Here is a 24,851-nt window from a genome sequence, read left to right on the forward strand (position 1 = left end):
CTCCGTGAACTAGAGCTTGGGAGCCGATTTTGAAAAGAAAAGTTTATGTGTGTCGGAAATCAGCAAGGTGGCGAGGCGTATCCAGCATAACAATACCCCTATGAAAAACAGGAGACGGCCAGGCCACTTGGGAAGGTCCAGATCACCATAAAAGTAGCTGCTAGAGTTCCAGGTTTGTAGAAGCTCCCTCCAGCCGGCAAAGACGAAAGGAGAAAGAGCGATTAGTCCGATGAATAGGCCGAAAATGCCCAGTGCAGCTTGAACTTGAGGGCTGAACCGCTTGGTAATAAACTCAACGGAAACATGTTCGCGCCTTGCAGTCGTCAAGGCCAGTGGCAACACAATAGCCCCAACCATCAGCTCTCTAACAAGAACTATTGCATCGGGGAAACTCCAGTTGAATACAGCTCTGCTGATAACACTGAGTGTCATGATGATGGAAAGACAAATCACACAGATCACTGCAGTGTTCAGCAGTTGTTTTTCTATAAAATGGAGCATGTCGCCACAAGGCCTCACAACTTTACAAAAATGGGGAGTTCTGAGGCGCGCTAGCGCTCCCAAGGATAGCCGAGTTCCAGTTTCTCACCCTCATACTTTTTCAAAAGAGACTTGTACTGGGCAAGTAATGCTGGACCATCAAAGCCCGCCTTTGAGGCCTGCATCTCCCATTTATCGACATGTTTTTGGCCTGCTTCCAGAAGCGCAAGACGGTCACCTTCGGGCAGTTCGATTACCTCGATCTTGCGCCCATTTGCGTGATCTTTCATAGTTTGGAGGGCGGCAGCATTGGCCTGTTCCACCAAGCGTGCAAATTTATCGGTTGTGTCTTTGGCAACGTCCTCCAGAATTGCCTTATTTGTGGCACTCATGCTGTCGTAAATTTCTTTATTCATGAACAAGCCGACGGCTCCAACCTGTCCCCAGTTAAGGAGGGTATAGCTGTCAATAATTTCATCGAGCTTCAGGGCAGGTATCACGTAGGAATAACTTTGAGAGCAATCTATGAGACCGCTGTCCAATGCTTGGTAAGTCTTGTAAACATTCATGTTTACCGTGGTGGCACCAAACTCAGCGAACACTTTTCCGTAGGCACCAGCTCCACGAATTTTCTTACCCTTTATGTCCTCGAGACCGCGGATTATCGCACCTTTACAGGCAATGTGAACTGGAGTTGTTGTAAAGGTTGCAATATGGACCAGATTTTTTCTGGCAAGGTCAGCTTTTATGCTCTCAGTGGTCCGCATAAACTCATCTGTTGCCCGCAGCCCAACCCATGTGTCGGGGTTGTCCAAGGGCAAGTCGGCAATGGAGAACCCTAGCATCCCCTGTGGGAAGTAAGTGGCAATGACCGTTCCCATATCAGACACACCATCGGAGATAGATTGCACGGCGGTGCTTGCTTTTAAAAGTGCACCTCCCCAATGGGTATCTATAATAACTTCGCCTTGTGAACGGCGCTCCACTTCTTGAGCAAACCACTCAATAGCAGCGGCTCTGGGACCTCTGTTTGGTCCCGCTTCACCTTGCGTGATGTATGTGCCCGCATGTGTATTTTGATTTAGTGACAAAAACAAAATGCATGCACCAATAAACCCTAGCAGTTTCATCGGTCCCCCCTAATACATAGTTTTGTTCTACTATTTAGAATCGAATTCTATTTAGTAAAATTTACAGTATTTATTCAAAGTTGCAATGATGTTGGAGAGGGAGAAGAAAAAGAAGAGAGGCGATCTTTCCGCTACTACTTACGTGATGCTCAAGTGCCTTCGGGTAATTGAATAAGTACTCATTCCCAAGAGATATATAATTAGGTGCCGTATTATGACGGCACCTAGCTGCTTGCATGAAAACTGCATAAATTTACTTATAGGGCCATGTCAAAGAGAAGAAATTCGCTACTGTCTTCTGCAACAATGGAAACGTCAGGTGTTTTGGCAAGGGCTAAGCCGTCGCCAGCTTCTAACAGTTGGCCATTTACAAAAATTTGGCCGTGGACCAACTGTACCCAAACACCACGATCTTTACCGATCTGTAAATGAGCGATTTCTTTTTCTTTGAGTTTCGAAGCATACAGGTCGACGGAAGCGTGAATGGAAATTGAACCGTCCCGCCCATCGTGAGAAGCAACAAGGCGTAGTTTGCCGTCCAAATCTTCAAAACGTTTTTGTGCGTACGTTGGACTAATGTTTTTTGTGTCTGGCATAATCCAGATCTGGAGAAAGTGAACGGGGTTTTCTTTAGAGGCATTATATTCACTATGGTAAACACCTGTTCCCGCGCTCATTCGCTGCACATCACCGCGTTTGATGATAGCAACTTCTCCCATGGAATCCCGATGCTCTAAAGCTCCCTCAACCACATAGGATATAATTTCCATATTCCGATGTGGATGGGTGTCGAACCCGTGGCCCGCCAACACCTTATCTTCATTGATAACCCGCAAAGGGCCAAAACCCATGTGACCTGCATCATAGTAGTTGGCAAAGGAAAACGTATGACGGCTATCGAGCCAACCGTGAAAGCCGCGACCGCGTTCGTTTGAGGGACGATGATACTTCATTTTTTCTCGCAATTCTCTGGGTGGTTAGTTTGTTTGAGCAACGCTCTTTCAATAAAAATAGGCGGGCAGGCGGAAAGGGGTAGACACAAATCCTGCGTTTATTTATTGCGTGATTTGCAATAATAAAGCAGAGTTTCTGGAAACTATTTCGTGTAAAGCAAGGTATTGTAGCTGATGTCGGGGCAAATAGAGCGTATCCGTATATTCAATGGGGTGGCGAAACTGGGGAGCTTTGCAAAGGCTGCAAGAGATCTGAAAGTTAGTCGGTCAATTGTGACCCGCTACGTTAGCGAGCTTGAGGCAGAGCTGGGCGTGCAGCTCTTGGTGCGCACCACCCGCAAAGTATCCCTGACGACAGCGGGGCGCCTTTACCTGGAGCGTACAGCGCCCATTCTGGAAGACCTGGACAGGGCGCGGGATCTGGTGAAGACCCAGCATGATAGCTTGAGAGGAACCTTGCGGCTCAGTGCGCCGATATCCTTCGGTCAGCGCTTCTTGCCCGACATTCTCTATCAGTTCCAATGCACCTATCCGGAAGTGGAACTTCAGGTTGATATGACCGATCGCTTCGTTGATTTGCAGAGGGAAAACTACGACATGGCCCTGAGAATTTCAGGTCCTCCCGCAGGTGTCTCCAATATCTGGCGCAAAATTCTTGGTATTTCTCATTGTCTGGTGGCATCACCGGAATATTTGACGAAAAATGGGTGGCCTGATCACCCGTCCATGCTTAAGGAACATAATATCCTAGCGTACAGCTATTATTCAGGCGGTGCGACGGTTTCCCTGAAGAATGAGGGAACAGGAGAACAGGTGAAAGTACCCCTGCATCATGGTTTTGAAACCAACAGTGGTGATCTTTTGGCAGCTCTTGCCAGCCGCGGAGCGGGTATGACTTTTCTGCCGAAGTTCATTATTGCCGATGAATTGGTGAAGGGCAGTCTTGTTCCGTGTCTGGAAGAGTGGAAGGCACCTGAGATCTGGTTGACCGCCTATTTCCCACCCTACGAACAACTGCCGGAGAAAGTCAGTGTGTTTACCGGTTTCGTTGAGGACGCAGTTCGCGCAGAAGAGTCAAAATTGAAGTAGGGGCACAATTAAAGTGCCCCTGAAATCTCTGATTATGAGCTCTTCCTCTTATCCAGAGAAAAGGCACCGGCACCATATGCAAGAATAAAACCAAGACCACCGGTTAGGGCGAGGTTCTTCATGAAGTGGGTCATTTCATTTTGTGCAGCCATGCCTTCCATTCCAAAACTTGGAACTAGGTGAAACAGGGCGCCGGACAGCAGTGAGAAGCCTGCAAGAAGTAAAGCGATCAAGCGTGTCTGATAGCCTACCAGTAGCATAAGGCCACCTCCCAGCTCCAGAAGAATAACAAGGGGTAGCAGCAGGGACGGGACACCCATCATCTCCATATAGCCGGCAACTCCGCTATAGCCGGTTATTTTCCCCCAGCCCGCTCCAATAAATAAAAGTGCCACAAAGGCGCGGCCCACAGGGGCAGCAACAGGTTCGAAAGCAGAAAGAGATTTTTCCATCGTTTGGCTCCAAAATAGTGGTCGTCATTGAACTTCGGCCAAACTATGCATTCTGGAGAATATGCAGAAGAGACCAATTACGCAATTCATTGTTGCAAAATTGGGTCATATGAACCTTAGTGGGAAACCTAAAGCGCATTAATGGTGCGCACGTTGCAATAATGTATTGCGCAATTAATCTCTACCAATACGGCCCTAGACACGGCATCATCCAGTCCACTCAATGACTGAGAAGGGATCTGAAATGGGAATGCTCGTGGATGGTGTTTGGCAGGACACCTGGTATCAAACAAAGAACAGCAATGGGAAATTTCGAAGAGAATCGGCACAGTTTAGAAACTGGATAACCGCAGATGGTGCGGCTGGGCCCAGTGGCGGCGATGGGTTTAAGGCGGAGGCGGACCGCTACCACCTTTATATATCATTGGCCTGCCCATGGGCGCATCGGACTTTGATATTTAGAAAACTCAAAGGGTTGGAGAATTTGATCGGACTGACTGTCGTGCATCCGCATATGTTAGAGAACGGCTGGGAGTTTGATCTGGAAACCGGTGGTGATCCCTTAGGAGGCCATAGTTTCGTTTATCAAGTTTATACGAGTGTGGTCCCCGACTATACTGGGCGCGTTACCGTTCCGATTTTGTGGGACAGGAAGCGCAAAACAGTAGTTAGCAATGAGAGTTCCGAGATCATCCGTATGCTGAACTCTGCATTTGATCACCTGACGGGAAATACACTGGACTTTTACCCCGCAGAGCTTCGCAGTGAGATTGATGAAGTTAATGACTTTGTCTATCCGAATATTAATAATGGAGTTTATCGGGCTGGGTTCGCCACTACACAAAGCGCATATGAAGAAGCCTTCGACGCATTATTCTCTGCACTTGATAAGATAGAGGAACGGCTTTCAACTCACCGCTATCTGGTTGGAGAGCGATTGACGGAAGCCGACTGGCGTTTGTTTACAACTCTCATTCGATTTGATGCGGTCTACTATGGGCACTTCAAAACCAATCTGCGACACATTGAGGACTACCCCAATATTTCAGGGTATCTTCGGGAACTCTATCAATACCCCGGTGTGGCTGAAACTGTGAGCTTTGAGCATATTAAGTCCCATTATTATGTGAGCCAGACTACGATAAACCCCACCCAAGTGGTGCCTAAGGGCCCCGTTCTGGACTATTCACGCCCTCATAAGCGGGCTGGTTAGTATATAGTCGGCGGACTATAACGTACCTTCAAAAAGTGTATAACGTTTTTTGGACAAAGATACGCGGATGCACCGCTTTAAAGCATGGTGTCGCCCACAGGTGCGGCACCCCAGCCATAACCCCACTCTTATATGCGGTGGTATTGGTTGTTCGTGCCTCCATTGTTCTTCGCTGCGGGATAGGTCCCTCAGAGGCAACGCAGATATTACTAAAAGTAAATTTGGGTATCCTCATCAAGGCCGCACATCCTCTGGGCTTTGTAGGCTACAATATTGTTTGCCTCTGCCATCGCGTCTTCTCCTCCTTGCCTTTCAAGCCGCGCCTGCTGTAATTCCAACTCATCACAGTTCATTGCCGGATATGGGTTATATGCGGAGGAGGAGGGAAGGTTGTCCCCAGTCTGGCATGCAGCTATGCTCAAAATGCAAGGGATGCCTAGGAAAACGATTATCTTTTTCATTTTTCATTTCCTGATGCAGGTACGCTTATCTTGGTGAAAGATCCTTGATAAGTCATGAACCGGTAGGTCCTATAGAGTCTACCGGAGCTTCGTAAAACTGAGAGTGAGCAGGCTGGGCCACTAGGCCTATTTAAATGATCCTTGGTTGCAAGCACGTTTATGTGCCTGTAACACTAGTGATCTAAGAGATGCCTCAATCGAGTTTTTGGGGGAAGGCAAACAAACCCTCGTAAAACTCGTAGAGAAAGTGATTTACGCTCTTTTTCTCTAGGGTTCTTTGTTGGTATGAGATTGGCGGGAATGTTTAGTCGCCCCCAAAGGATCACTTCAGGTGACTAACCGGCGGCTGTGCAATCACACCCTAAACATGCCGAGGCCTGCTCCCATGTGTCGATGTTAAGTTTGTAATGAGTGGAGGTTTCTTGTGGTTGAAACGGAACCTACCGAAATATCAGGCGTGAACAGTTCACCAGAACAGATCAGGACAGCTGAAGGGCGGCTTGCCTCTGGCTTTGTTCGTGAGGTTGAACAGGCAATTTCCGCCAAAAATAAAGAACGCGTCATAGAGCTTGCGGGATCTTTGCATGAAGCAGATCTGGGTGAGTTGATTGAATATCTGCATTCGAATGACCGGATCGCTCTGGTCTCCTTACTGGGGGATGCCTTTGATTTTACAGCTCTAACAGAAGTTGATGAGCCTATCCGTAACCGTTTGATCGAGGCAATGCCTGATCAGGAGATTGCGGATGGGATTAGTGAACTTGAATCTGATGACGCTGTTCAAATTCTGGAAGATCTGGACCAGCAAGAGCAGGAAAAGATCCTCTCTCAATTGCCAAGTGTGGACCGTGTCCAACTTCGCCGTGCCCTTGAATATCCAGAGGATACGGCGGGCCGGTTGGTTCAAACGGACTTTGTGGCCGTACCTCCATTCTGGAGTGTGGGGCAGGTGATTGATCACTTGCGAGCCTCCGAGGACCTGCCGGAACGGTTCTATGCCATTTATATTGTCGATCCGGGCTTTCGCCTGCTAGGATCCATACCTCTCGATCGGATTTTGACCACACCGCGCAGTACCAAAGTCTCGCAAATTGTCGAGGAAGCACGCCATCTGGTACGGGTGACAGACGATCAGGAAGAGGTCGCGCGTCTGTTTGAGCGCTATAATCTTGTCTCAGTCGCAGTTGCAGACGATTCCGACCGTTTGGTAGGGATCATCTCTATTGATGACATCGTTGATGTTATTCAAGAAGAGGTGGAAGAGGATATGCTTGCCATGGCCGGTGTGGGGGACGAGGAAATCTCAGATAGTGTTTTTGAGATTGCGAAACTCCGTATTGGCTGGCTTGTCGTAAATGTATTCACGGCACTGCTCGCTGCGTCTGTCATTTCTCTTTTTGAGGATACAATCGAACTGATGGTGGCTCTCGCCGTCCTTATGCCGATTGTTGCATCTGTTGGAGGGAACCTTGGAACTCAAACCATGACGGTTTCCGTGCGTGCTATCGCAACACAGGACTTGGGCCGACGAAATTTACTGCGTGTCTTACGCCGCGAAACCTTGGTGGGTGGAGTTAATGGTCTCGCCGTGGGCTTGCTTGTGGGGATTATTGCATCCGCATGGTTTCAAGATCATAACATAGGGCTGGTCATAGGCGCCGCCGTGTTTGTGAACGGGGTTTGCGCCGGTCTCTTCGGGCTTCTTATCCCCTATACCCTTGAGCGCTTGCGCGTTGATCCTGCGATTGCCTCCTCCGTTTTTGTAACAACGGTGACGGATGTTGTGGGTTTCTTCTCGTTCCTCGGACTTGCCGCCTGGTGGTTCCAACTTCCAATGTAATTGAGGCGGAAGAAGTTCTACCCTTATAGCCTTGAGATGTTTTATTGAAATGCCTTAAGGCTATAATACTATTATCGCATATTTTATCCGAAAACCGTGATCTCCCTTTTGGGAGATACGCTTTAGAAAATAATGATAATGCCAGCTCCTAAAACCGAAAGGGTTGCCCCTGCTAACCCCGAAAAACTGGGGAGTTTTCGATTTTTGAATGCCATAATTGGCAGTACGATAACTGGAGATAAGGAACCGAGGATGGTTGCCAATCCTGTGTGCGTGTTGGAAATGGCATAAAGTAGAAAAGACGAGGAAACAATATAACCAAGAATGCCGGGTATTGCTGTTTGAAATAACAAGGGTTTGTCTAGTTTGGCCTGAGGCGCGATGGGGTGTGCCGGCCATAGTCCAATAAGTGACAGTATTAGGGCAGCCCCGGTAAGACGCACTGCAGTAATGGCAAGGGGCTCGCTCCCTGAAAGAAGGGCAGGCTTCAAGAGAAGAAAACTCAAGCCCTGACAACTTGCGGCGAGCAGACCCAGCAGGATAACAAGTGCAATTGGCCCCCGAACAGCCTCCGACTGGTCTTTGCTTTCGTTTAAAATAGCAATTGCAATGCCAGATAGTATGATCACCCCTCCAATAATATCAATGATGGATAGCACTTCCCCTAGCCAATAATAGGCTAGGATGGAGACAATGGGTGCTTTGAGAGTCATTAAGAGGTCGGCACGGCGTGCTCCGCCCAATCTCAAACATTCGATCATGAGCAGGTTACCCAGAATAATTCCGATCCCTGTACTCAAAAAAAATGATGGGTAATAAGACCAGTCCAGCGACTGCCAGTACCCTAAGAACGTACAGATAAAGGCGGAGATTGCCGCACATACCAATAACTGAATTCGTGTAAACTCGAAAGCTCCGATCCGGCGAGCAGGAGTTTGCGCAAGGATAAAACCGACAGCCCAGCCCATTGAGGCACTGATTGCAGCTAGGGATGGAAGAATAAACACCTTAAAGGACCTTTTTACTATTATTTTAGTAGTGATAGTTCGCTACTAAAATAATAGCAAGGGGAAATAATATCATCTCCTACACCGAAACAGGGTTTGCCTGTACGCGAATCCAAAAGTTGCAAGCTGATTGCGGACTATTTTAATTTACAGGAGCCATGTGGCACATGGTCCATGCGGTGGGCAGGTATCTTGGCGGAAGAAAAAGCCGTGGGGGGAGGGTAAGAGGGGCGGGCCTTCGTGGACTTTTGGAGCTCCCGCCCTCAACATCAAATGAAGCGCTATATATTCAGTTTGCTATGGGAGGAACTGCTAGGCCAATTCTTCCTCGGTAGAGCTGTGGTTTTCTGAAAGCAGTGTTTCCAGTTCCTCCGGTTTGACTGCTGGGCTGTATAGGAACCCTTGATATTCATGGCAATCCAGCGAATTGATATGGCTGAGCTGATCTGATGTTTCGATGCCTTCTGCTACTAGTGTCAGGTCAAGCAAGCGTCCCATTTGGGTAATGAGCTGGACGATTGGCCACTTTTCCTCATCCCCTATAAACGAGCGGTCAATTTTCAAGGCGGTTAGGGGGTATCGTTGCAGATAGCCAAGATTGGAATAGCCTGTGCCGAAATCGTCGATTTCCAGCCGGAAGCCTGCCTCTCTTAAAAGGGTCAACTCCTCTAGGATATTATGGGCTTCCTCCAAAAGAAGATTTTCGGTTATTTCCAGGTTGATGCGGCTTTTGTTGGCTTTGTATTCATCAGCAATCCGGGTGAGGCGGGTGGCAAGGCCCGGGCGTCGAAATTGGGCAGGGGAAAGGTTGAGCGATATATTAATCGGGTATCCCATGCATTCCCAGTCGACTTGCTGCTTAATGGCTGTTTTGGCAACCCAGTCTCCGATTTGTTCAATGATTCCGACCTCTTCGGCGATATCAATAAAGCTCCCAGCCGAAATCATTCCCCGTCTTGGGTGGTCCCAGCGCAACAGGCATTCTGCGCCAACTATCAAGTTGGTACGTGCGTCAAGGCGGGGTTGATAGTGCAGTTCAAACTCTTCGTTCTTTATGGCGTCGCGCAATGCGGTTTCCATATTCAGACGCTCTTTTGCGTGCTCAGCCATTTCCTGAGTAAAGAAACAGTAGCGATTTCGTCCCTGTTCCTTGGCTTTATACATGGCCAGGTCAGCCTTCCGCATGAGCGCGTTTAAGGTTGTGCCATGATCGGGGTAAAGGGTCATACCAATGGAGGGAGTTACCTGCAAAGAGTGTCCGCGTGTATCGAAGGGTTTTGCCAGCTCTTTTAAAATGGTTTCCGCCACAGACTTGATAATGTCTTTATAGGGAAAGTTAACGAGAAGGAGTAAAAACTCATCTCCACCAAGGCGAGCCACAAAACCCATCCCCGAAGCAATTTCTTTCAGGCGTTTGGCGACCTCCAACAGCAGATCATCCCCGACCTGATGTCCTAAAGTGTCATTGATATTTTTAAAGCGATCCAGGTCTATAAATAGGAGTGCGCCCGACGTGCCCTTTATTTTAGCCTCATCGAGGTGGCGTTCGATTTCCATTTCCAGAAAATTACGATTTGGAAGACCCGTCAAGGTGTCATGGTGGGCCAGATATCGAACCTCATGTTCTGCTTCAAGCCGCTTGGTGACATCAATAGCGCTGAACAGGATGCTGCTTTTTGCCGTGACGCTATCATAGCCCCTTCTTGCACTAATGTCATACCAGCGCCGGCCATTTTTGGACTTCATCAGCGAGACCAGTTGAACCTGCGACTGTGTTTCCAAAGACTTTTTTAAAGTAAGAAAATCCCGCTCGTTACAAAAACGGCGTGACAGGTGTTCGGCGTCTTTAGGCCGTGCAGACCGGCTTGCCGGGTTTTCGAAAATGAGAGCACCATCTTCCTCAAACAGGGCAATCATCGAGGCTGTATGAAGGAGTGCCTGAGCGATCCTCGGCTGCACCTGATCTGCGGACGTGTCGCTGATGAACTGGGCAAGAATCCCTGGCCTTCCGTCCTTCAAGGGCTGAAATGTCATGGAGTAATGGATTTTAAGGGGCTCTGATTGATTAATAATCGTGAACTGCTCGTAGACCACTTCCCCCGCTTTTAGTCGCTCCAGCCACAAAGGAACACTCTGACGGTAGTGCGGAGTATCAAATGCGGAAGGAAGGGGAAGGCCACTTGCAGTTTTGTGCTTCTTGCGCCAGTCAGCATCAAGATGCACCTTGGCTGCATTATTGAGCCAGATTATTTGAAAGGTGGCGGGATCCACTACATACAAAGGTACTGTAATCCGGCTGAGAGCCCTTTTATCTTCCTCGCTGATATCTGCATGATAGTCCTGTGAATTTGTAGAAGCAGGCTCGCTTACGGCCATGATAACCTCCCGATTCGCTACCACTGACATCAGCGGGGGGAATGAAACACCTCTTTTTTATTATTGGTTTCTTATTGTTAAAAATTTAAATGAATAATGGAAGTTCAAAAGTTATTAAATAGTTATCAGAATTATTGATTCTTCGAAAATACGCTTCATAGGCGCGTTTTTAGTATTTGCCATTTAAAATAGTTATGTGCAGCTGGTGAGATGAGGATACTTTCCATAATTTCCTAGGGTTTTTTTATTCTTGTGTCTTTGGCAATTGCGATTGCTTGATCCACACACTAAGTATGAATGGATAGAGAATGCCGCTTTCTGCGGCCGCTTAATGCAAGGGAGCGTGTCATCCATATGACGGACTATTCTACTCCAAATCCGGCTCGTTTTGATGATGAAGCCGAAGAGAAGACCAAAGCTGAGAAGTCCATTCCGGTCGATAAGCATCTGTTCGATGCACGAACCGTTTTGATCACCGGGTCAATTACACAGGAACTGGCTCAGGATGTGAGCGCTCGTTTGCTGGCTCTTTCTCAGGTTTCCGATGATCCCATCACTGTTATCGTGTCCTCGCCGGGCGGTCATGTGGAATCAGGCGATATGATTCACGATATGATCCAGTTTATTCGCCCTGAAGTTCGCATTTTGGGAATGGGATGGGTCGCAAGTGCCGGTGCCTTGATTTATTCATCCGTTCCAAAAGAGCGTCGCTTCTGCACAAAAAATACCCGTTTCTTGCTTCACCAACCATCTGGTGGTGCTGGTGGTATGGCCACCGATATTGAGATTCAGGCAAAAGAAATCCTGAAGATGCGTGATCGCCTGAACCAGATTTTTGCTGATGCAACTGGTCAGACCTTAGAGCGCATTGAAAAAGACACGGACCGAGATTATTGGATGAGCCCAGAAGAAGCCATTGAATATGGTCTTGTTGGTCAGGTTGTCAGCAATATCAAAGAGTTCGGCTAGCTGTTTTTGGAGGGCAGGGCACTGCACTTGCCTTCCAGCTGCTGAGCAGGTGTAGATTAAAGCTGTGAGACGTTTTATTAAAACAGCTCACAGTTTTATTCTATTGTTTAGGCGCGTACCTTTACCTGAAAATCGGTATCTACTTTTCGGTGACACGCTTTAGAACGGCTTTTGTTCCAGTCCCGGATCTAAGACGGCCTTGCGCGCACGTGAGGCAAACTGTCGGCGGAGCAGGACACCCAACACACACAGGGTAGAGGCCATCATTATCCAGGGGCCTGCGTACCACCCCAAATATCCCATAGCAAAAAACAGACCTTGTTGTCCTTTGGAGAAATGCCTGCCTGCCAATGTGGCAAGGCGCGCAGCCCGTTTTGATGCGGATAGAGCCTGCCCATCGTCCTCATAACAGTCTTCACGGATACTGCCGATGACAATGGTTGTGTAATTGAAAAGCCGGTAAGCCCAACTGAATTTGAAAAACGCGTAGGCTAGGATCACAATGAGCCCCAGCGCTTTTAATTCCCAATAAAGGGGGTCCATGTTGGTTTGGAGGGGAAAGTCCGAGACTACATCAACAACCCGTTCCGTTGAATTCAGAATGGCGAAGGCTCCACCAATTGCCAGCATACAGGAAGACGCAAAAAAAGCAGTTCCCTGCTGAAGGCCAGCTGCGATATTGGTATCTGCAATACGAACCGTACGGGACACCATCGCCTGCATCCACGAATAGCGATGCTCATCCATCAAATAGGACAGGGACATGGTTTTCCACGGGCTGTGGTACATGATCCAGCCATAAAACAGCCAGCAAACAATAAAAAATATGAGGGCAGCTAAGTCTGCCAATGATATCAGTGTCACGCGAGGCCTCGGGAACTCGTATTTAAGTGATGAAAGATTACGGGATGAAATTAGTGCCGCAAGTGATTTATTCTATAATACTCTAATATATCTGATAAACTTTCAGGAGTTTAATATAGTCTAATTAACTGATTTTATTGTTTAATTTAAATGGATGGATGCTCAGGCCGTTCCCGCTCTCCAAAAAGCACTTGCACTTTCAAACAGAAAGGGATATCTCCGCGCCTCGTCGCGAACGTCTTAGACTTTATGCGAAGAAAACTGTCATTCCTACGAGGTTTTATGGACCAACACGCGCAAAAGTCCTGTTGGGGGTTTACTATCAGAACCCTTATTGCATTTGGTGGAGCTCTGGCTCTGGTATATGTGTTTGCAGGAACTGGAGGGTAATGCCCGAAGTGGGTAGGTAACCTCGGATTTGAAAGGGTGCTAACCAATAGATGGTGCACCCTTTTTTGACTTAGAAAGCTTGTGTTTCAAAAAGTCGGACTAGGCTGTATTAGGATGTAGAATGACCCTTCATCTCGTGAAACTCTGTGTTGGCGTGGAAAGCGTTGAGCAACTTCAGTCTTACATTGAACAGCGGCAGATACTGGCGCTGGCTGAGGGCCGTTCAGATGCTCAGGTTCACACAACACGTATGGTTCCGACGCGAAGAGAAGAGATTCTGGACGGAGGATCTCTCTATTGGGTCATCAAAGGCAACATTCAAGCCCGACAAAAAATCATCGACATTCATGCTTATAAGGATGGCGCGGGAAAGAAGTGCTGCGACATTATTATGGAGCCGCACCTTGTGTTAACGCAGATGAACCCGAGGCGCCCTTTCCAAGGCTGGCGCTACTTGAAAGGGAGTGAGGCTCCTGCGGATATATCAAGCGCAGTTATTACCGAAGATATTCCAGAGGCTATGCGCCGTGAGCTGCAAAACCTCTGTTTGGTTTAAGAAAACTCCCAGTTAGGTGAGCTCGGCTGGGCAGTTGTCAATGAGGCGGGTTTTTCCTTGCCAGGCAGCCGCTAGAATGCGGCACGGCCGGCCCCGGATCGGTTCTGCGAGCGAAATAGAATCCTTAATCTCGAAATAATCCACCCTAAAGCCATTCTCCTCAAGGCTTGTGATCGCGGCTTCTTGAATGCTCCCCCAGCTTTCCCCTCTGGATAATGCCGTTTGAGCACTTTGCAGGGCTTTTGGAAGAGCGAGGGCCCGTTGTCTTTCCTCAAGGCTAAGGTAGGTATTTCTAGAAGAAAGAGCGAGGCCGTCTTCTTCACGTATTGTGGGCGAGCCGATAATTTTGCACGGAATGTTTAAGTCTTGCGCCATGCGCTCTATAACGCGCAGTTGCTGAAAATCTTTCTCCCCAAAGAGTGCAAAGTCCGGAAGTGCTGCAAGCAGAAGCTTGGAAACGACAACTGCAACACCGGAAAAGAAGTGTGGGCGGTGGTCTGTTTCCAACCCTTGGGCTGGTCCTGCTAAGGAAATAGACGTTGCAAAGCCCTCGGGGTACATCTCACTGGCATTGGGAATAAAGGCTCCAGTGATGCCTAAAGTAGCGAGTTTTTCCAGATCAGTTTCTTCTGTCCTTGGGTAAGCATCAAAGTCTTCACCCGGTGCAAACTGCGTGGGATTTACAAAAATAGAGACAACAACATGATCGGCAACTTTCTTGGCTTCCCGAACAAGCGCCAAATGCCCCTTATGCAACGCTCCCATTGTGGGAACCAGCGCGATGGTCTGGGCTGCTTTGCGGAACGGGGTGAGTGCCTGTCGCATCTCGTGAATATGACGGAACACGGGTGGGGTCTGGGCCATGGGAGTGGTCTTTCTCCATAGTTGAGAGTAGTTTTTGTTAGTTTGCTTTTCTACTAACAGAAAGTCCTGTGAGTATCACTGGGAAATAGGTGGTAGTGTTTGCCTTACATAATCGTGCGACATGTTATGCTAGGATCTTGAGTGAAACAGTGCGAATAGCGAGGTGGAAGATGAACCGTAAGAAGATACCCACATCTGTATCCTCTCCCTCCAAGCCAGCTGTTTCTTCGGCAAAAGAAGTGTCTGCGTTTTTGAAACAGGCTCGCAAGGCGACAACTTCGGTGTCTGTAGGTGATATGGGCCGGTTAATCTTTGCGCTGGATGCAACCATGAGCCGCCAGCCGACCTGGGATACTGCCTGCCAGCTTCAAGCGGAAATGTTCAAAAGTGCTTCACAGGTGGGGACATTGAGCGTTCAGCTTGTCTATTTCAGAGGGTTTGGCGAGTGCAGGGCATCGAAGTGGGTTGGGGGTGCTCAGCGTCTTTCCGGTTTAATGCAGGGACTGCAATGTCGCGGTGGTCATACCCAGATTGGCAAGGTCTTCTCACACGGCTTGTCAGAGACTCGAAAGCACAAGGTTCAAGCGCTGGTCTATATAGGCGATGCCATGGAGGAGAATGTAGATACTTTGTGTGACAGGGCAGGGCAGCTTGGAATGCTAGGGGTACCTTTGTTTATATTTCAAGAGGGGGGTGATCCTGTGGCCGAAGAAGCATTTCGTGAGATGGTTCGCCTTACGGGCGGGGTCTATCATCGTCTCGACGCCTCCTCCTCTTCCAAATTGAAAGACCTTCTCAGTGCTGTGGGGGCTTATGCAGCAGGAGGAAGAGAAGCTCTTGAAGGTCTTCGTTTGAAAGGGCATAAAGGGGCGCACTTATTAATTGAAAGTTTTCGCTCCTAACCCTTAGAGTTAATATGGCCTATTTAGTGGCAGGTCTGCTGCTCCTTCTTATCCTCCTTTATGCTGCAGGTACATTTTCAGGTGCCAAGCCAGCTGACATTATCAAACGTGCCAAGGTCTTGCTCGCGATCTGCCTGCTGGCTGTGAGCGTCGTTCTGGCCTTTACAGGACGATGGGCGGTTGCTGCGCCTATTGCGGCTTTTGCCCTGTCTTTGTTTGGCATTGGCAAGTCGTCACTTTTGAGCAGATTTACCAATTTTGCGGGAATAGGGAGTGTGAAGAGCAAAGGCGGAACCTCGTCTGTGCGCACCGCCAGCCTTGATATGGTTTTGGATCACGATACCGGAGATCTGGACGGGGAAGTTACACGAGGTGAGCTTCAAGGGCGCACCCTAAGCTCTCTGGATGTTGAGGAGCTTGAGCTATTATGGGCGTCGTTGCGACTGGAGGCGGATAGCCTTGACCTACTCGAAACATATCTCGACAGCAGGCTCTCCAACTGGCGTGTAAACTTCAAGCCGGATGGAACAGCGGGGCATAGTCAACCGGCGGGAACGGGAACCTTGACCGAACAGGAGGCCTACAAAGTTCTTGGGCTTTCTCCGGGGGCCAGCGCGGGTGATATCCGCACGGCCCATCGCCGCCTCATCAAGCGGGTCCACCCCGACAGTGGCGGATCCGCCTTCCTGGCCTCCAAGCTCAACGAGGCTAAAGATTTGCTTCTCAACAGACATTAACAATCACCGATACGCAAGTTACTGATAAACGGCATAACATGAATATTTGGCCTGTTTCAAAGAGGAACAGGCATTCCAAGCCGCAGTTTTGGTTTCAAAGCCGGAAAACCGGGCGCGGTATAAGGTCTGGTTGTTTTTGCTTGTTACAGGCTGGGTGTAGAGTATGTAGTCTTCCAAAGCATTTCCGGTTGCAGCTTTAGCCTCCTGCAAAAGAGCAAGAGCCTTTTCCTTGGAATCGCTTGCGGAAATTTGAACCTGCCATCCTTGCTGTTCAGGTTTTACCTCTGCTTGGGTGGCTTTTTCCTTTTTAACTGCAGGCGCCGATACGGCTTCAACAGGTGCTGACGCAGTTTTGACAGGAGCAGGCGTGGCCTCTGCCGGTTCTGACACGGCTTTGACAGGTGCTGGGACTTGCTCAACGGAAGCAGTCACAATTTCCTTGGCTTCCTCAAGGGGAGGGAGTGGCTGGGCCGCTGGACGAATTGGTTGGATTGCAACCGTCTTTACAAGGATTGGTTCAGTTACCGGAGTTGTCTTTGGCTCGCGCTTGGCGGGCGTTGCAGTAACCTCTGCGGTTGTTTTAGGCAATATTGGTGTGGTTTGCTTCAAGTCCTGCACCGGTTTTTGATCTTTTCTTGGCAAATTTGTAGCAGTTACAACTGGCGCAAGGGAGTTCCGGTTTTCAAGCAAGCTTGCAATGGCATCGACTGGCTTTGAAGGAGGAAGCGAGCCTTCCGCGGGCTTGGCATAGGCAAGAAGCGGCGGTGTTTCCATCGCAATTTGTGTGAAGCCCGGTTTACCCACAGGCAATGCATTCGTGTAGGCGCTCCGATCAGGTGTGGTGGTGCGCGCCACAAGGAGAGGGGCGGTCCTGCGTCCTCTTGAAGCTTTGGGCATGTACCTGCTGATCAGTTTAACCATTTGCGCGTCACGGCTTTTACCGGTGCGCCCGCCTAAAACCACTGCAACAATATGGCGTCTGTCCCGCTTGACGTTGGTGACCAGATTAAAGCCGGAGGCACGGGTGTAACCGGTTTTGATGCCATCAACGCCGCGCACGGTTCCCAGCAACCGGTTGTGGTTGCCAAGGCGCTTTTTGCCGTAGGTATAAGAGCGGGTATTGAAATATTTATAGTACTTTGGAAAGCGGTCCTGAATGGCGCGGCCCAGCATAGCAAGATCGTAGGCCGTGGTGACTTGCGAGCGGTTCGGCAGACCATGCGGGTTTTTGAAGGTTGTATTCTTCATCCCGATGCTGCGCGCAGTCGCTGTCATGCGGCGCGCAAAGGCCGCTTCACTTCCCGAAATGTGCTCGGCAATAACCGTAGAGGCATCATTGGCGGATTTGGTTACAAGGGCGTAGATGGCATCTTTCACACGCAGTGTTCCGCCCGCTTTTAAATAAAGCTTTGTCGGGGGACGGCCCGAGGCGTATTTTGAAACCCGCATGCGTGTACTAAGGCTCATACGCCGTGCCTCAAGCTCTTCAAACAGAACGTAGAGGGTCATGATCTTAGTGGTTGATGCGGGGAACCGTTTGGCATGCGCGTTTTGTGAATAGAGGACCTTCCCGGTCTTCGCATCAACAACAATACCGGCATACTTGGGATTCGCTTCAGCTGCCCCGATCATGAACAAGCTTGCCAGTGCGAGCATTAAAAATGCAGCAATTACCTGTGAAACTTGTTTAAACATCTTCAATGGCCCAAAGACACGCAGACCCATCAATACTCGCCCCATCATCAACTGTTATGCATCACTTCACCCGCCAAAAAACTGGCAGCTTCTGCTGAAACACGAGCGGTTAGGCTCAATGCTCTTACGTTCCGATTACAGGAAGGCTCCCCAGCAGCTTCTTAACTCACAATGACGCAGACGCAGTTACGAATGTGTAAATACAAAACATCATTTCCGAGATTTTTTCTACTTAACAGATCTTTAAGAAACACTCTAGAGACCCTAGGTATTATTGCATTGCGAAATTGTGTTGACTTTCATTGTGCAATGCACCAAAGTACGTAGCGTTAATTCTAACGCCATTTATATTAGGCGGGGGATGTTTGACAGCGCGGTTAAAAGACTGCTGACGGACGAGGGTATCTACATGATCATTGGAATAGAGAATATGCAGAAACTCGGCAAAGACAACATGGAGCTCGCCATGCAGAGCTTCGGGGCCATGACAAAAGGCCTGCAAGCGATCAGTGCCGAAGTCGCCGACTACTCCAAAAAGTCCGTTGAGCAAAGTGGCTCGGCGATGGAGAAAGTCGTATCAGCCAAATCGCTCGACAAGGCGTTTGAAGCCCAAAGCGAGTTTGCGAAAAGCTCCTACGAAGAACTCGTTGGGGAAATGACTAAGCTTAGCGAAATGTATGCCGATCTTGCAAAGGACGTATACAAGCCGTTTGAAGGTGTCATGCCCAAATCCGGCAGTTAACTTTCTTGGGTTAATTTAATTTATTTTAGGCCCGCAGTAATTACTGCGGGCCTTTTCTTTTTTACCACGAATTTTGAGGTGCGCTAAACAGTTTCAGCCAGTAGCGCTGTCGCCGCTTCACTTTCAATTTTTCACCCAAAAGTTGTTCAAGAAGCTGGACGGGAGAAAAAACAATTGTTGCGTTGTTGTTTGCGTGTCCCGCAATGACTAACTATTATAAAAGAAATTTTGTAAATTGAGACAGCGCACTAAGCAGGTAAATGGTGTCGTGTGCACATGAGTGGCATGAGTTGCAGCTGCATTTCAATGGCTATGGTATACAAGGGGAAACCATGAGGCTAGAGGTCGTAGAAGATCCTCAAAAACGCTCGTTAGATGACGTGAAAAGGGAAGAAGGAGGCGCAGTAACTCCTTCTTTAAGGGCATCAGGATATTCAAACATACAAACGCCCTTTCGGCTCCGCCCAGTACAAATTCCCCCTTTATATTCGGGGGGATTATGTTTAAATACTATAAAGTCATCTTCCGTATATTTGGAAGGGCAGAAAGAAACTATGGGCAGCGGCATCGGACCGGATGATGGTGATGATGGCGGAACGATAACGATAACCAGGACCAGGCCCAAAATAAAAAGGCCCAGCCTATATCGTGTCCTGCTGCTCAACGATGACTACACTCCCATGGAGTTTGTCATTCATGTTGTTGAACGGTTTTTCCATAAGGGCCGAGAGGATGCAACACGGATTATGCTTCATGTCCACCATCACGGCGTCGGAGAATGCGGCGTTTTTACGTACGAAGTGGCTGAGACGAAAGTCACACAAGTTATGGATTTCGCCCGGAAACATCAACATCCATTGCAATGCGTTATGGAGAAAAAGTAGAAGGGGGCGCCTGTGCCGTCATTTTCCCGCAGTTTAGAAAAAGCTCTCCATCAGGCTCTGGCTTTCGCCAACGAGCGCCATCAAGAGTATGCAACTTTGGAGCACCTGCTCCTTGCACTTATTGATGATCAGGATTCTGCTGCAGTCATGCGTGCTTGCAATGTAGATTTGGACCAGCTGCGCAAAAATATTGTAGAGTATATTGATACCGAGCTGGAAAGCTTGGTGATGGATGGAGATGACGATTCTAAACCGACTGCAGGTTTCCAGAGGGTCATCCAACGTGCTGTAATTCATGTTCAATCTTCCGGGCGTGAAGAAGTGACCGGAGCCAATGTTCTCGTGGCAATTTTTGCCGAGCGGGAAAGCCATGCCGCTTACTTCCTGCAAGAGCAGGATATGACCCGCTACGACGCGGTTAATTATATTTCCCACGGTATTGCTAAGCGTCCAGGTACATCTGATTCAAAACCGGTGCGCGGTGTCGAGGAAGATGAAGATTCAGATATGGATATTCCTGAGGGGCTTGCAGGGACGTCTTCGGAAGGGAATAAGCGCAAAACAGATGCACTGGAAGCTTATTGCGTTAATCTGAATGAAAAAGCATTTTCCGGAAAGATTGATCCTCTGATCGGTCGTACCAAGGAGATCTCGAGAACAATCCAGATTCTGTGCCGCCGAGCTAAAAATAACCCGCTTTATGTTGGCGACCCTGGGGTTGGTAAAACGGCCATTGCTGAAGGCCTCGCCCGCCGGATCGTAGTGGGTGATGTTCCTGAGGTTCTTAAAGACGCGACGATCTTTTCGCTGGATATGGGCTCGTTACTTGCGGGAACCCGTTACCGCGGAGATTTTGAGGAGCGCTTGAAGCAGGTCGTCAAGGAAATTGAGGACTACCCCGGTGCCGTTATGTTTATCGACGAGATACATACGGTAATCGGTGCCGGAGCCACATCAGGCGGGGCAATGGATGCTTCCAACCTGCTGAAACCTGCACTGGCCTCTGGGACAATCCGCTGCATTGGCTCAACCACCTATAAGGAATATCGCCAGTTCTTCGAAAAAGACCGCGCTCTTGTGCGCCGGTTCCAGAAAGTGGATGTGCATGAGCCATCCATTCCAGATGCGATCAGCATTCTAAAAGGCTTGAAGCCATATTTCGAAGAGTTCCATAAGATTAAGTATACCCATGACGCGATCCGTTCTGCGGTTGAGTTGTCGGCGCGTTATCTCACAGACCGGAAACTACCCGATAAAGCCATTGATGTTATCGATGAATCGGGTGCTTCGCAGATGCTGGTTCCTGAAGGAAAACGGCGTAAAACCATTGGCGTCAAGGAGATTGAGGCAACCATCGCAACGATGGCCCGGATACCACCTAAAACGGTTTCCAAGGATGATACGGAAGTCCTGTCCAATCTGACCAACAGCTTGAGACGGGTTGTTTATGGGCAAGATGGTGCCATTGAAGCCTTGTCTGCGGCCATCAAACTGGCTCGCGCTGGTTTGCGTGAACCGGATAAGCCTATCGGGTCCTACTTGTTCTCCGGCCCAACTGGTGTGGGTAAAACGGAAGTTGCCCGTCAGCTTGCATCCACACTTGGTGTGGAGCTGATCCGCTTTGACATGTCCGAGTATATGGAACGTCACACGGTTTCCCGCTTGATCGGCGCTCCTCCCGGGTATGTGGGATTTGATCAAGGCGGTTTGCTTACCGATGGTGTTGACCAGCACCCGCACTGTGTGCTGCTGCTTGATGAGATTGAAAAAGCCCATCCTGATCTGTTCAACATTTTGTTGCAGGTTATGGATCACGGCAAACTCACAGATCACAATGGCAAGCAGGTGGATTTCAGGAATGTCATCTTGATTATGACCACCAATGCCGGAGCCTCCGATATGGCCCGAGCGCCTATGGGCTTTAGCCAGATTGCCAGAGAAGGCGATGATCTGGAGGCTATAAACAGGCTGTTTACTCCAGAGTTTAGAAACCGGCTCGATGCCATCATTCCGTTCTCTAATCTTGATACGGAAGTCATTCATAAGGTTGTCGAGAAATTTGTCATTCAGCTTGAGGCACAGCTGGCCGAGCGCAATGTTACGTTTGAGTTGACGGAGGAGGCTGTCGCCTGGCTCTCGGAAAAAGGATATGATCGCCAAATGGGTGCAAGGCCTCTCGGCCGTGTCATTCAAGAGCATATCAAGAAACCGCTGGCCGACGAAGTGCTGTTCGGGAAGTTGAAGAAGGGCGGTACTGTTAAAGTGTCAGTCTCCGAAGATCTGGAGGGACTGCTTCTGGAAACGGTGGAGGATAAGCCTGTTACAGAAAACACGCCTCCTGCAAAGAAAACCGCAACCAAGCCTAAGACCCGTTCGGTTCCCTCTATTGGGAAAAAGGCGGAAAAAGACGTCAAGGAAGAACCCATGAGGGATTAATTCCCTAGCAGGAACAAAACGTTGAGGCCGGTACTTCGTGTGCCGGCCTTTTGTCTTTTTATTTGCAATTCTGCGATGCGAAGGTGTTGTTTTATAATCTCTAGATGAAGTAGCATCATTGCAGCATTTTATTGCGCTTAAAAACTAAAACGGGGAAGGGGATTAGGATGATTACTGGGAGCTGTCACTGCGGTGCGGTAAAATTTGAACTGGATATGGAACCGGAGTGGTTGACCGAGTGTAACTGCAGTGCCTGTCGGAAAATGGGAACAGTTTGGGCCCATGCTGAGTTGGATAAAATCAAGATAATATCAGAGCCGGATGCTACGCTATCCTATCAATGGGGAGATCATACTCTAGAGTTTCATAGCTGTAAGACATGTGGTTGCACCTCGCACTGGTCTCCGCTTGGAGAGGGAAACAGGATGGCTGTGAATATGAAACTTACCGAACTGGATGAGGTTTCCCGTCACAAGATTCGCCATTTTGACGGCGCAGATACATGGCGCTATCTGGATTAAGACAGTCGGTTCCAAAGGCATCATGGTTAGCTGCATAATTTTTGATCTGGATGGCACACTCGTGGATAGCGAAGGCCTGTGTAATCAAGCGTTTTTGGACTTGCTTCCAGAGATTAATATACCGGTCTGTGAGCTTGTTTCACGCTTCAAGGGCCTGAAACTGTCAGTTATTCTAGGTGAGCTCGAATTGATTCTTGGTCGCAAGCTACCTAGATCTTTTGAAGATCAATACAGAAAACGGGTGGCGGCGCTCTTTCAAACAGAGCTTGTTTCATTTGAAGGCGTACCTGAGGCTCTGTCGAAAATCGAATTGCCGATGTGTGTTGCATCGAGCGGCCCCCGAGTAAAAATTGAGAATGCACTGAACCACACTGGTCTTTCCCAGTTCTTTAAGGGGAGGGTTTTTAGCTCATATGAAGTCGGAAGCTGGAAGCCTGATCCGGGACTGTTTTTGCATGTAGCTCAATCCATGGGGGTAAAACCGCAAGACTGCTTGGTTATAGAAGATAGTGAAGTGGGCATTGAAGCTGCAAAATCAGCAAAAATGTCTGCTCTTCAGTTTTGTGGTGTCCATTCAGAAAGAGCTGTGCAATCCACATTTGATAGGTTTCAAAACTTGCCGGAAATCATTCAAAGGTTTGAGCTGGGATGAGAAGTTTTGGGATTGGGTTGCAATATAAAACACGATCCCTTGTGCACTGTTAATAAGTAACGCGCTCTTTCACATAACTGACAAAAGGTGTCAGGAGCTCTATGATACCCAAAGCTCATTGCATATCAAACGAAGGAGAAAGCAATGACCAATAAGGTGCTCGAGGTTGTAGAGTTCAAGCTGAACAGCGGTGCAAATCCGGAAGAGTTTTTGCAGCAAGCTTTGGCGGCTGAGGAGTTTATAAAATCACTGGATGGGTGTGAAGGCCGGTATCTGACGGCAGGTGAAGATGGGCTTTGGGCAGACATCGTGCAATGGCGGGATATGGACGCGGCAAGTCATGCGTCCAAGGTGTTTCCAAAGGCTGAGCAGGTGCAAGGAATGATGAAGATGATTGATGGGCAGACGGTCCGTCTGCAACATCTCACGGTTCAAAAGATGGGTTAAATGCGGAAAGTCGACCGACTTTTTGAAATTCTACAATTGCTGCGGGGGCAACGCCTGCGCACAGCCGAGTTCATTGCAGGTGAGCTCGGCGTTTCCCTGCGCACTGTTTACCGCGATATTCAAGGGCTGATAGCCTCCGGTATACCGATAATCGGCGAGCGGGGTGTCGGCTATTTGATTCAAGAGCCCATAGAACTTCGGCCAATGCAATTTACTCCTTTGGAGCTGAAGGCCATTCGCTTAGGGATGGACATGGTGCAGGCAACTGGAGATGGGCAAATGGCAGAGGCTGCGCAGGAGGTCTCTGTCAAGATCAGGGATATTATTCGCGATCAAGGACGCTCTACCTTTGATACCAGCAGCATGCATGTGTATTTCCAGACGCAAGATCAGGCGCGGGATACCTTGGAAATTCTCCGACTTGCGGAGGAGAGAAAGAAGATTGTTACGCTCAATTATCGCGATGCAAATGACGTGGAAAGCACCCGCTCTGTTCGTCCGCTTGCTCTTGTTTACTGGGGCAAAATCTGGACCCTGGTCGCCTACTGTGAAAAGCGTTGTGATTTTCGAATGTTCCGTATCGACAGAATAGCTGGAGTTGAAATGAGTGATCGTACTTTCTCCTTAGAAAAAGGTAAGACCTACAAGGATTATCTGGCTCTCGTGAAGGAGAAAAAAAATGCTTGATGAAAGCTTCTCCTTCAAAGCGTCCATCTGGCTGACGCGCAACTCTCAAGCGGCTTGGCATTTTATATCTGTGCCGCAGGATTATGCGGATCAAATCAAGTTCATGACGGGCTCTTTGAGCAACGGTTGGGGGTCAGTGCCCGTCATGGTGACCATTGGCAAAAGCTGTTGGCAGACATCAATTTTTCCCGATAAACGGTCGGGCTCATATATCTTGCCTGTGAAGGCGTCAATTCGCAAAGCTGAGAAGTTGGGCGAAGGGGATGAAGCCGTCGTCAAGATGAGCCTACAACTCAATGTGTAAACGGGCTTTTGCCTAAATTTCTTTTTGCATCATTATTTGTTTGGTTCCTCCTTTATCGTCGTGACCTATAATATTGATCGACTTTAGCTGTGTCCCCGGCTTTAAAGCCTGCAATTTGACCGTTTTTATTCAACGCCAAGAAAACTTTGGCATCAGACATATTTAACAAACGCCAACGAAGGCTCGGGAGCTACCTTTCA

At 48.7% G+C, this 24,851-nt stretch carries 25 protein-coding genes; 15 read left to right on the forward strand and 10 right to left on the reverse strand.

All coding sequences use genetic code 11. The features are described 5' to 3' along the window. Nucleotides 1-9: 9 nt before the first annotated feature. The 3 genes from P6574_RS06020 to P6574_RS06030 all read right to left on the reverse strand — a co-directional run bounded on the left by P6574_RS06020 (nucleotide 10) and on the right by P6574_RS06030 (nucleotide 2,563). Nucleotides 10-501, reverse strand: a complete 492-nt coding sequence (locus P6574_RS06020) for a TRAP transporter small permease (protein WP_310619471.1) — start codon at nucleotides 499-501, stop codon at nucleotides 10-12. Between the two features lie 50 nt (nucleotides 502-551). After that, nucleotides 552-1,610 carry a C4-dicarboxylate TRAP transporter substrate-binding protein gene (locus P6574_RS06025; RefSeq protein ID WP_310619472.1) on the reverse strand — a complete coding sequence of 353 codons (1,059 nt, stop codon included), beginning with the start codon at nucleotides 1,608-1,610 and terminating at the stop codon, nucleotides 552-554. Between the two features lie 257 nt (nucleotides 1,611-1,867). Next, complete coding sequence (locus P6574_RS06030; RefSeq protein ID WP_310619473.1) at nucleotides 1,868-2,563, reverse strand: pirin family protein; 696 nt, start codon at nucleotides 2,561-2,563, stop codon at nucleotides 1,868-1,870. A 174-nt stretch (nucleotides 2,564-2,737) separates the two neighbouring features. Here P6574_RS06030 and P6574_RS06035 point away from each other — a divergent pair, with 174 nt between their 5' ends. After that, on the forward strand, nucleotides 2,738-3,652 hold the full coding sequence (locus tag P6574_RS06035; protein ID WP_310619474.1) for a LysR family transcriptional regulator: 915 nt from the start codon (nucleotides 2,738-2,740) through the stop codon (nucleotides 3,650-3,652). Between the two features lie 32 nt (nucleotides 3,653-3,684). On the opposite strand, the gene P6574_RS06040 is transcribed toward P6574_RS06035, so the two are convergent. After that, complete coding sequence (locus tag P6574_RS06040) at nucleotides 3,685-4,104, reverse strand: DoxX family protein (RefSeq protein WP_310619475.1); 420 nt, start codon at nucleotides 4,102-4,104, stop codon at nucleotides 3,685-3,687. Nucleotides 4,105-4,348: 244 nt separating this feature from the next. Between P6574_RS06040 and P6574_RS06045 the strand changes: the two genes are divergently transcribed. Continuing rightward, nucleotides 4,349-5,317 carry a glutathione S-transferase family protein gene (locus P6574_RS06045; RefSeq protein WP_310619476.1) on the forward strand — a complete coding sequence of 323 codons (969 nt, stop codon included), beginning with the start codon at nucleotides 4,349-4,351 and terminating at the stop codon, nucleotides 5,315-5,317. A 209-nt stretch (nucleotides 5,318-5,526) separates the two neighbouring features. On the opposite strand, the gene P6574_RS06050 is transcribed toward P6574_RS06045, so the two are convergent. Continuing rightward, entirely contained in the window at nucleotides 5,527-5,778 is a 252-nt protein-coding gene (locus P6574_RS06050; protein ID WP_310619477.1) for a hypothetical protein, read from the reverse strand. Between the two features lie 457 nt (nucleotides 5,779-6,235). On the opposite strand from P6574_RS06050, the gene mgtE reads away from it, so the two are divergent. Further along, nucleotides 6,236-7,618 carry a magnesium transporter gene (mgtE, locus tag P6574_RS06055; protein WP_310619478.1) on the forward strand — a complete coding sequence of 461 codons (1,383 nt, stop codon included), beginning with the start codon at nucleotides 6,236-6,238 and terminating at the stop codon, nucleotides 7,616-7,618. A 122-nt stretch (nucleotides 7,619-7,740) separates the two neighbouring features. On the opposite strand, the gene P6574_RS06060 is transcribed toward mgtE, so the two are convergent. Both P6574_RS06060 and P6574_RS06065 read right to left on the reverse strand, forming a co-directional pair. Beyond that, nucleotides 7,741-8,625 (reverse strand): DMT family transporter, encoded by an 885-nt coding sequence (locus P6574_RS06060; RefSeq protein ID WP_310619479.1) that lies wholly within the window; start codon nucleotides 8,623-8,625, stop codon nucleotides 7,741-7,743. 312 nt (nucleotides 8,626-8,937) lie between these two features. Beyond that, nucleotides 8,938-11,001 (reverse strand): putative bifunctional diguanylate cyclase/phosphodiesterase, encoded by a 2,064-nt coding sequence (locus P6574_RS06065; protein WP_310619480.1) that lies wholly within the window; start codon nucleotides 10,999-11,001, stop codon nucleotides 8,938-8,940. Between the two features lie 354 nt (nucleotides 11,002-11,355). Here P6574_RS06065 and P6574_RS06070 point away from each other — a divergent pair, with 354 nt between their 5' ends. Next, nucleotides 11,356-11,970, forward strand: a complete 615-nt coding sequence (locus P6574_RS06070; RefSeq protein ID WP_310619481.1) for an ATP-dependent Clp protease proteolytic subunit — start codon at nucleotides 11,356-11,358, stop codon at nucleotides 11,968-11,970. A gap of 159 nt (nucleotides 11,971-12,129) precedes the next feature. Here P6574_RS06070 and P6574_RS06075 read toward each other — a convergent pair whose 3' ends face one another. Beyond that, on the reverse strand, nucleotides 12,130-12,834 hold the full coding sequence (locus P6574_RS06075) for a DUF599 domain-containing protein (RefSeq protein ID WP_310619482.1): 705 nt from the start codon (nucleotides 12,832-12,834) through the stop codon (nucleotides 12,130-12,132). Nucleotides 12,835-13,345: 511 nt separating this feature from the next. Between P6574_RS06075 and P6574_RS06080 the strand changes: the two genes are divergently transcribed. Further along, nucleotides 13,346-13,780 carry a DUF1489 family protein gene (locus tag P6574_RS06080; protein WP_310619483.1) on the forward strand — a complete coding sequence of 145 codons (435 nt, stop codon included), beginning with the start codon at nucleotides 13,346-13,348 and terminating at the stop codon, nucleotides 13,778-13,780. Nucleotides 13,781-13,792: 12 nt separating this feature from the next. On the opposite strand, the gene panC is transcribed toward P6574_RS06080, so the two are convergent. Next, entirely contained in the window at nucleotides 13,793-14,644 is an 852-nt protein-coding gene (gene panC, locus P6574_RS06085; RefSeq protein ID WP_310619484.1) for a pantoate--beta-alanine ligase, read from the reverse strand. A 170-nt stretch (nucleotides 14,645-14,814) separates the two neighbouring features. Between panC and P6574_RS06090 the strand changes: the two genes are divergently transcribed. Together P6574_RS06090 and P6574_RS06095 are read left to right on the forward strand one after the other, a co-directional pair. Next, nucleotides 14,815-15,546, forward strand: a complete 732-nt coding sequence (locus tag P6574_RS06090; RefSeq protein ID WP_310619485.1) for a vWA domain-containing protein — start codon at nucleotides 14,815-14,817, stop codon at nucleotides 15,544-15,546. 14 nt (nucleotides 15,547-15,560) lie between these two features. Beyond that, nucleotides 15,561-16,283 carry a DnaJ domain-containing protein gene (locus P6574_RS06095; RefSeq protein WP_310619486.1) on the forward strand — a complete coding sequence of 241 codons (723 nt, stop codon included), beginning with the start codon at nucleotides 15,561-15,563 and terminating at the stop codon, nucleotides 16,281-16,283. A gap of 18 nt (nucleotides 16,284-16,301) precedes the next feature. On the opposite strand, the gene P6574_RS06100 is transcribed toward P6574_RS06095, so the two are convergent. Then, complete coding sequence (locus P6574_RS06100; protein WP_405048074.1) at nucleotides 16,302-17,978, reverse strand: serine hydrolase; 1,677 nt, start codon at nucleotides 17,976-17,978, stop codon at nucleotides 16,302-16,304. Nucleotides 17,979-18,387: 409 nt separating this feature from the next. Here P6574_RS06100 and P6574_RS06105 point away from each other — a divergent pair, with 409 nt between their 5' ends. The 8 genes from P6574_RS06105 (at nucleotide 18,388) to P6574_RS06140 (ending at nucleotide 24,651) form a co-directional block, all read left to right on the forward strand. Next, nucleotides 18,388-18,720, forward strand: coding sequence for a phasin family protein (locus P6574_RS06105; RefSeq protein ID WP_310622109.1), 333 nt, complete (start codon nucleotides 18,388-18,390; stop codon nucleotides 18,718-18,720). Between the two features lie 554 nt (nucleotides 18,721-19,274). Beyond that, the gene (gene clpS / locus P6574_RS06110) at nucleotides 19,275-19,604 is read left to right on the forward strand and encodes an ATP-dependent Clp protease adapter ClpS (RefSeq protein ID WP_310619487.1); all 330 of its coding nucleotides are present in this window, start codon (nucleotides 19,275-19,277) and stop codon (nucleotides 19,602-19,604) included. A 12-nt stretch (nucleotides 19,605-19,616) separates the two neighbouring features. Next, nucleotides 19,617-22,040 carry an ATP-dependent Clp protease ATP-binding subunit ClpA gene (gene clpA / locus P6574_RS06115; protein ID WP_310619488.1) on the forward strand — a complete coding sequence of 808 codons (2,424 nt, stop codon included), beginning with the start codon at nucleotides 19,617-19,619 and terminating at the stop codon, nucleotides 22,038-22,040. A gap of 167 nt (nucleotides 22,041-22,207) precedes the next feature. Next, nucleotides 22,208-22,561 (forward strand): GFA family protein, encoded by a 354-nt coding sequence (locus tag P6574_RS06120; protein ID WP_310619489.1) that lies wholly within the window; start codon nucleotides 22,208-22,210, stop codon nucleotides 22,559-22,561. After that, complete coding sequence (locus tag P6574_RS06125) at nucleotides 22,527-23,213, forward strand: HAD-IA family hydrolase (RefSeq protein WP_310619490.1); 687 nt, start codon at nucleotides 22,527-22,529, stop codon at nucleotides 23,211-23,213. The genes P6574_RS06120 and P6574_RS06125 overlap by 35 nt, the downstream gene beginning before the upstream one ends. Nucleotides 23,214-23,357: 144 nt before the next feature. Beyond that, nucleotides 23,358-23,660, forward strand: a complete 303-nt coding sequence (locus P6574_RS06130; RefSeq protein WP_310619491.1) for a hypothetical protein — start codon at nucleotides 23,358-23,360, stop codon at nucleotides 23,658-23,660. Further along, entirely contained in the window at nucleotides 23,661-24,347 is a 687-nt protein-coding gene (locus tag P6574_RS06135; RefSeq protein WP_310619492.1) for a helix-turn-helix transcriptional regulator, read from the forward strand. Continuing rightward, a complete protein-coding gene (locus P6574_RS06140; protein ID WP_310619493.1) occupies nucleotides 24,340-24,651 on the forward strand; it encodes a DUF1905 domain-containing protein in 312 nt (103 codons plus the stop codon). Before P6574_RS06135 ends, P6574_RS06140 begins: the two co-directional genes overlap by 8 nt. Nucleotides 24,652-24,851: the final 200 nt, after the last annotated feature.

Origin of the sequence: Pseudovibrio sp. M1P-2-3, assembly GCF_031501865.1 — a bacterium.
GTDB classification, from domain to species: Bacteria; Pseudomonadota; Alphaproteobacteria; order Rhizobiales; family Stappiaceae; genus Pseudovibrio; species Pseudovibrio corallicola.

Excerpts from the sequence above, each read along its gene's own strand:
- P6574_RS06100 (WP_405048074.1), bottom strand. The coding sequence starts at position 17,978 with ATGTTTAAACAAGTTTCACAGGTAATTGCTGCATTTTTAATGCTCGCA.
- P6574_RS06040 (WP_310619475.1), bottom strand. The coding sequence starts at position 4,104 with ATGGAAAAATCTCTTTCTGCTTTCGAACCTGTTGCTGCCCCTGTGGGC.
- P6574_RS06070 (WP_310619481.1), top strand. The coding sequence starts at position 11,356 with ATGACGGACTATTCTACTCCAAATCCGGCTCGTTTTGATGATGAAGCC.
- P6574_RS06030 (WP_310619473.1), bottom strand. The coding sequence starts at position 2,563 with ATGAAGTATCATCGTCCCTCAAACGAACGCGGTCGCGGCTTTCACGGT.
- P6574_RS06090 (WP_310619485.1), top strand. The coding sequence starts at position 14,815 with ATGAACCGTAAGAAGATACCCACATCTGTATCCTCTCCCTCCAAGCCA.
- P6574_RS06045 (WP_310619476.1), top strand. The coding sequence starts at position 4,349 with ATGGGAATGCTCGTGGATGGTGTTTGGCAGGACACCTGGTATCAAACA.
- P6574_RS06095 (WP_310619486.1), top strand. The coding sequence starts at position 15,561 with ATGGCCTATTTAGTGGCAGGTCTGCTGCTCCTTCTTATCCTCCTTTAT.
- P6574_RS06140 (WP_310619493.1), top strand. The coding sequence starts at position 24,340 with ATGCTTGATGAAAGCTTCTCCTTCAAAGCGTCCATCTGGCTGACGCGC.
- P6574_RS06025 (WP_310619472.1), bottom strand. The coding sequence starts at position 1,610 with ATGAAACTGCTAGGGTTTATTGGTGCATGCATTTTGTTTTTGTCACTA.
- P6574_RS06035 (WP_310619474.1), top strand. The coding sequence starts at position 2,738 with ATGTCGGGGCAAATAGAGCGTATCCGTATATTCAATGGGGTGGCGAAA.
- clpS (WP_310619487.1), top strand. The coding sequence starts at position 19,275 with ATGGGCAGCGGCATCGGACCGGATGATGGTGATGATGGCGGAACGATA.
- P6574_RS06065 (WP_310619480.1), bottom strand. The coding sequence starts at position 11,001 with ATGGCCGTAAGCGAGCCTGCTTCTACAAATTCACAGGACTATCATGCA.
- P6574_RS06120 (WP_310619489.1), top strand. The coding sequence starts at position 22,208 with ATGATTACTGGGAGCTGTCACTGCGGTGCGGTAAAATTTGAACTGGAT.
- P6574_RS06050 (WP_310619477.1), bottom strand. The coding sequence starts at position 5,778 with ATGAAAAAGATAATCGTTTTCCTAGGCATCCCTTGCATTTTGAGCATA.
- P6574_RS06105 (WP_310622109.1), top strand. The coding sequence starts at position 18,388 with ATGATCATTGGAATAGAGAATATGCAGAAACTCGGCAAAGACAACATG.
- P6574_RS06020 (WP_310619471.1), bottom strand. The coding sequence starts at position 501 with ATGCTCCATTTTATAGAAAAACAACTGCTGAACACTGCAGTGATCTGT.
- P6574_RS06130 (WP_310619491.1), top strand. The coding sequence starts at position 23,358 with ATGACCAATAAGGTGCTCGAGGTTGTAGAGTTCAAGCTGAACAGCGGT.
- panC (WP_310619484.1), bottom strand. The coding sequence starts at position 14,644 with ATGGCCCAGACCCCACCCGTGTTCCGTCATATTCACGAGATGCGACAG.
- P6574_RS06135 (WP_310619492.1), top strand. The coding sequence starts at position 23,661 with ATGCGGAAAGTCGACCGACTTTTTGAAATTCTACAATTGCTGCGGGGG.
- P6574_RS06080 (WP_310619483.1), top strand. The coding sequence starts at position 13,346 with ATGACCCTTCATCTCGTGAAACTCTGTGTTGGCGTGGAAAGCGTTGAG.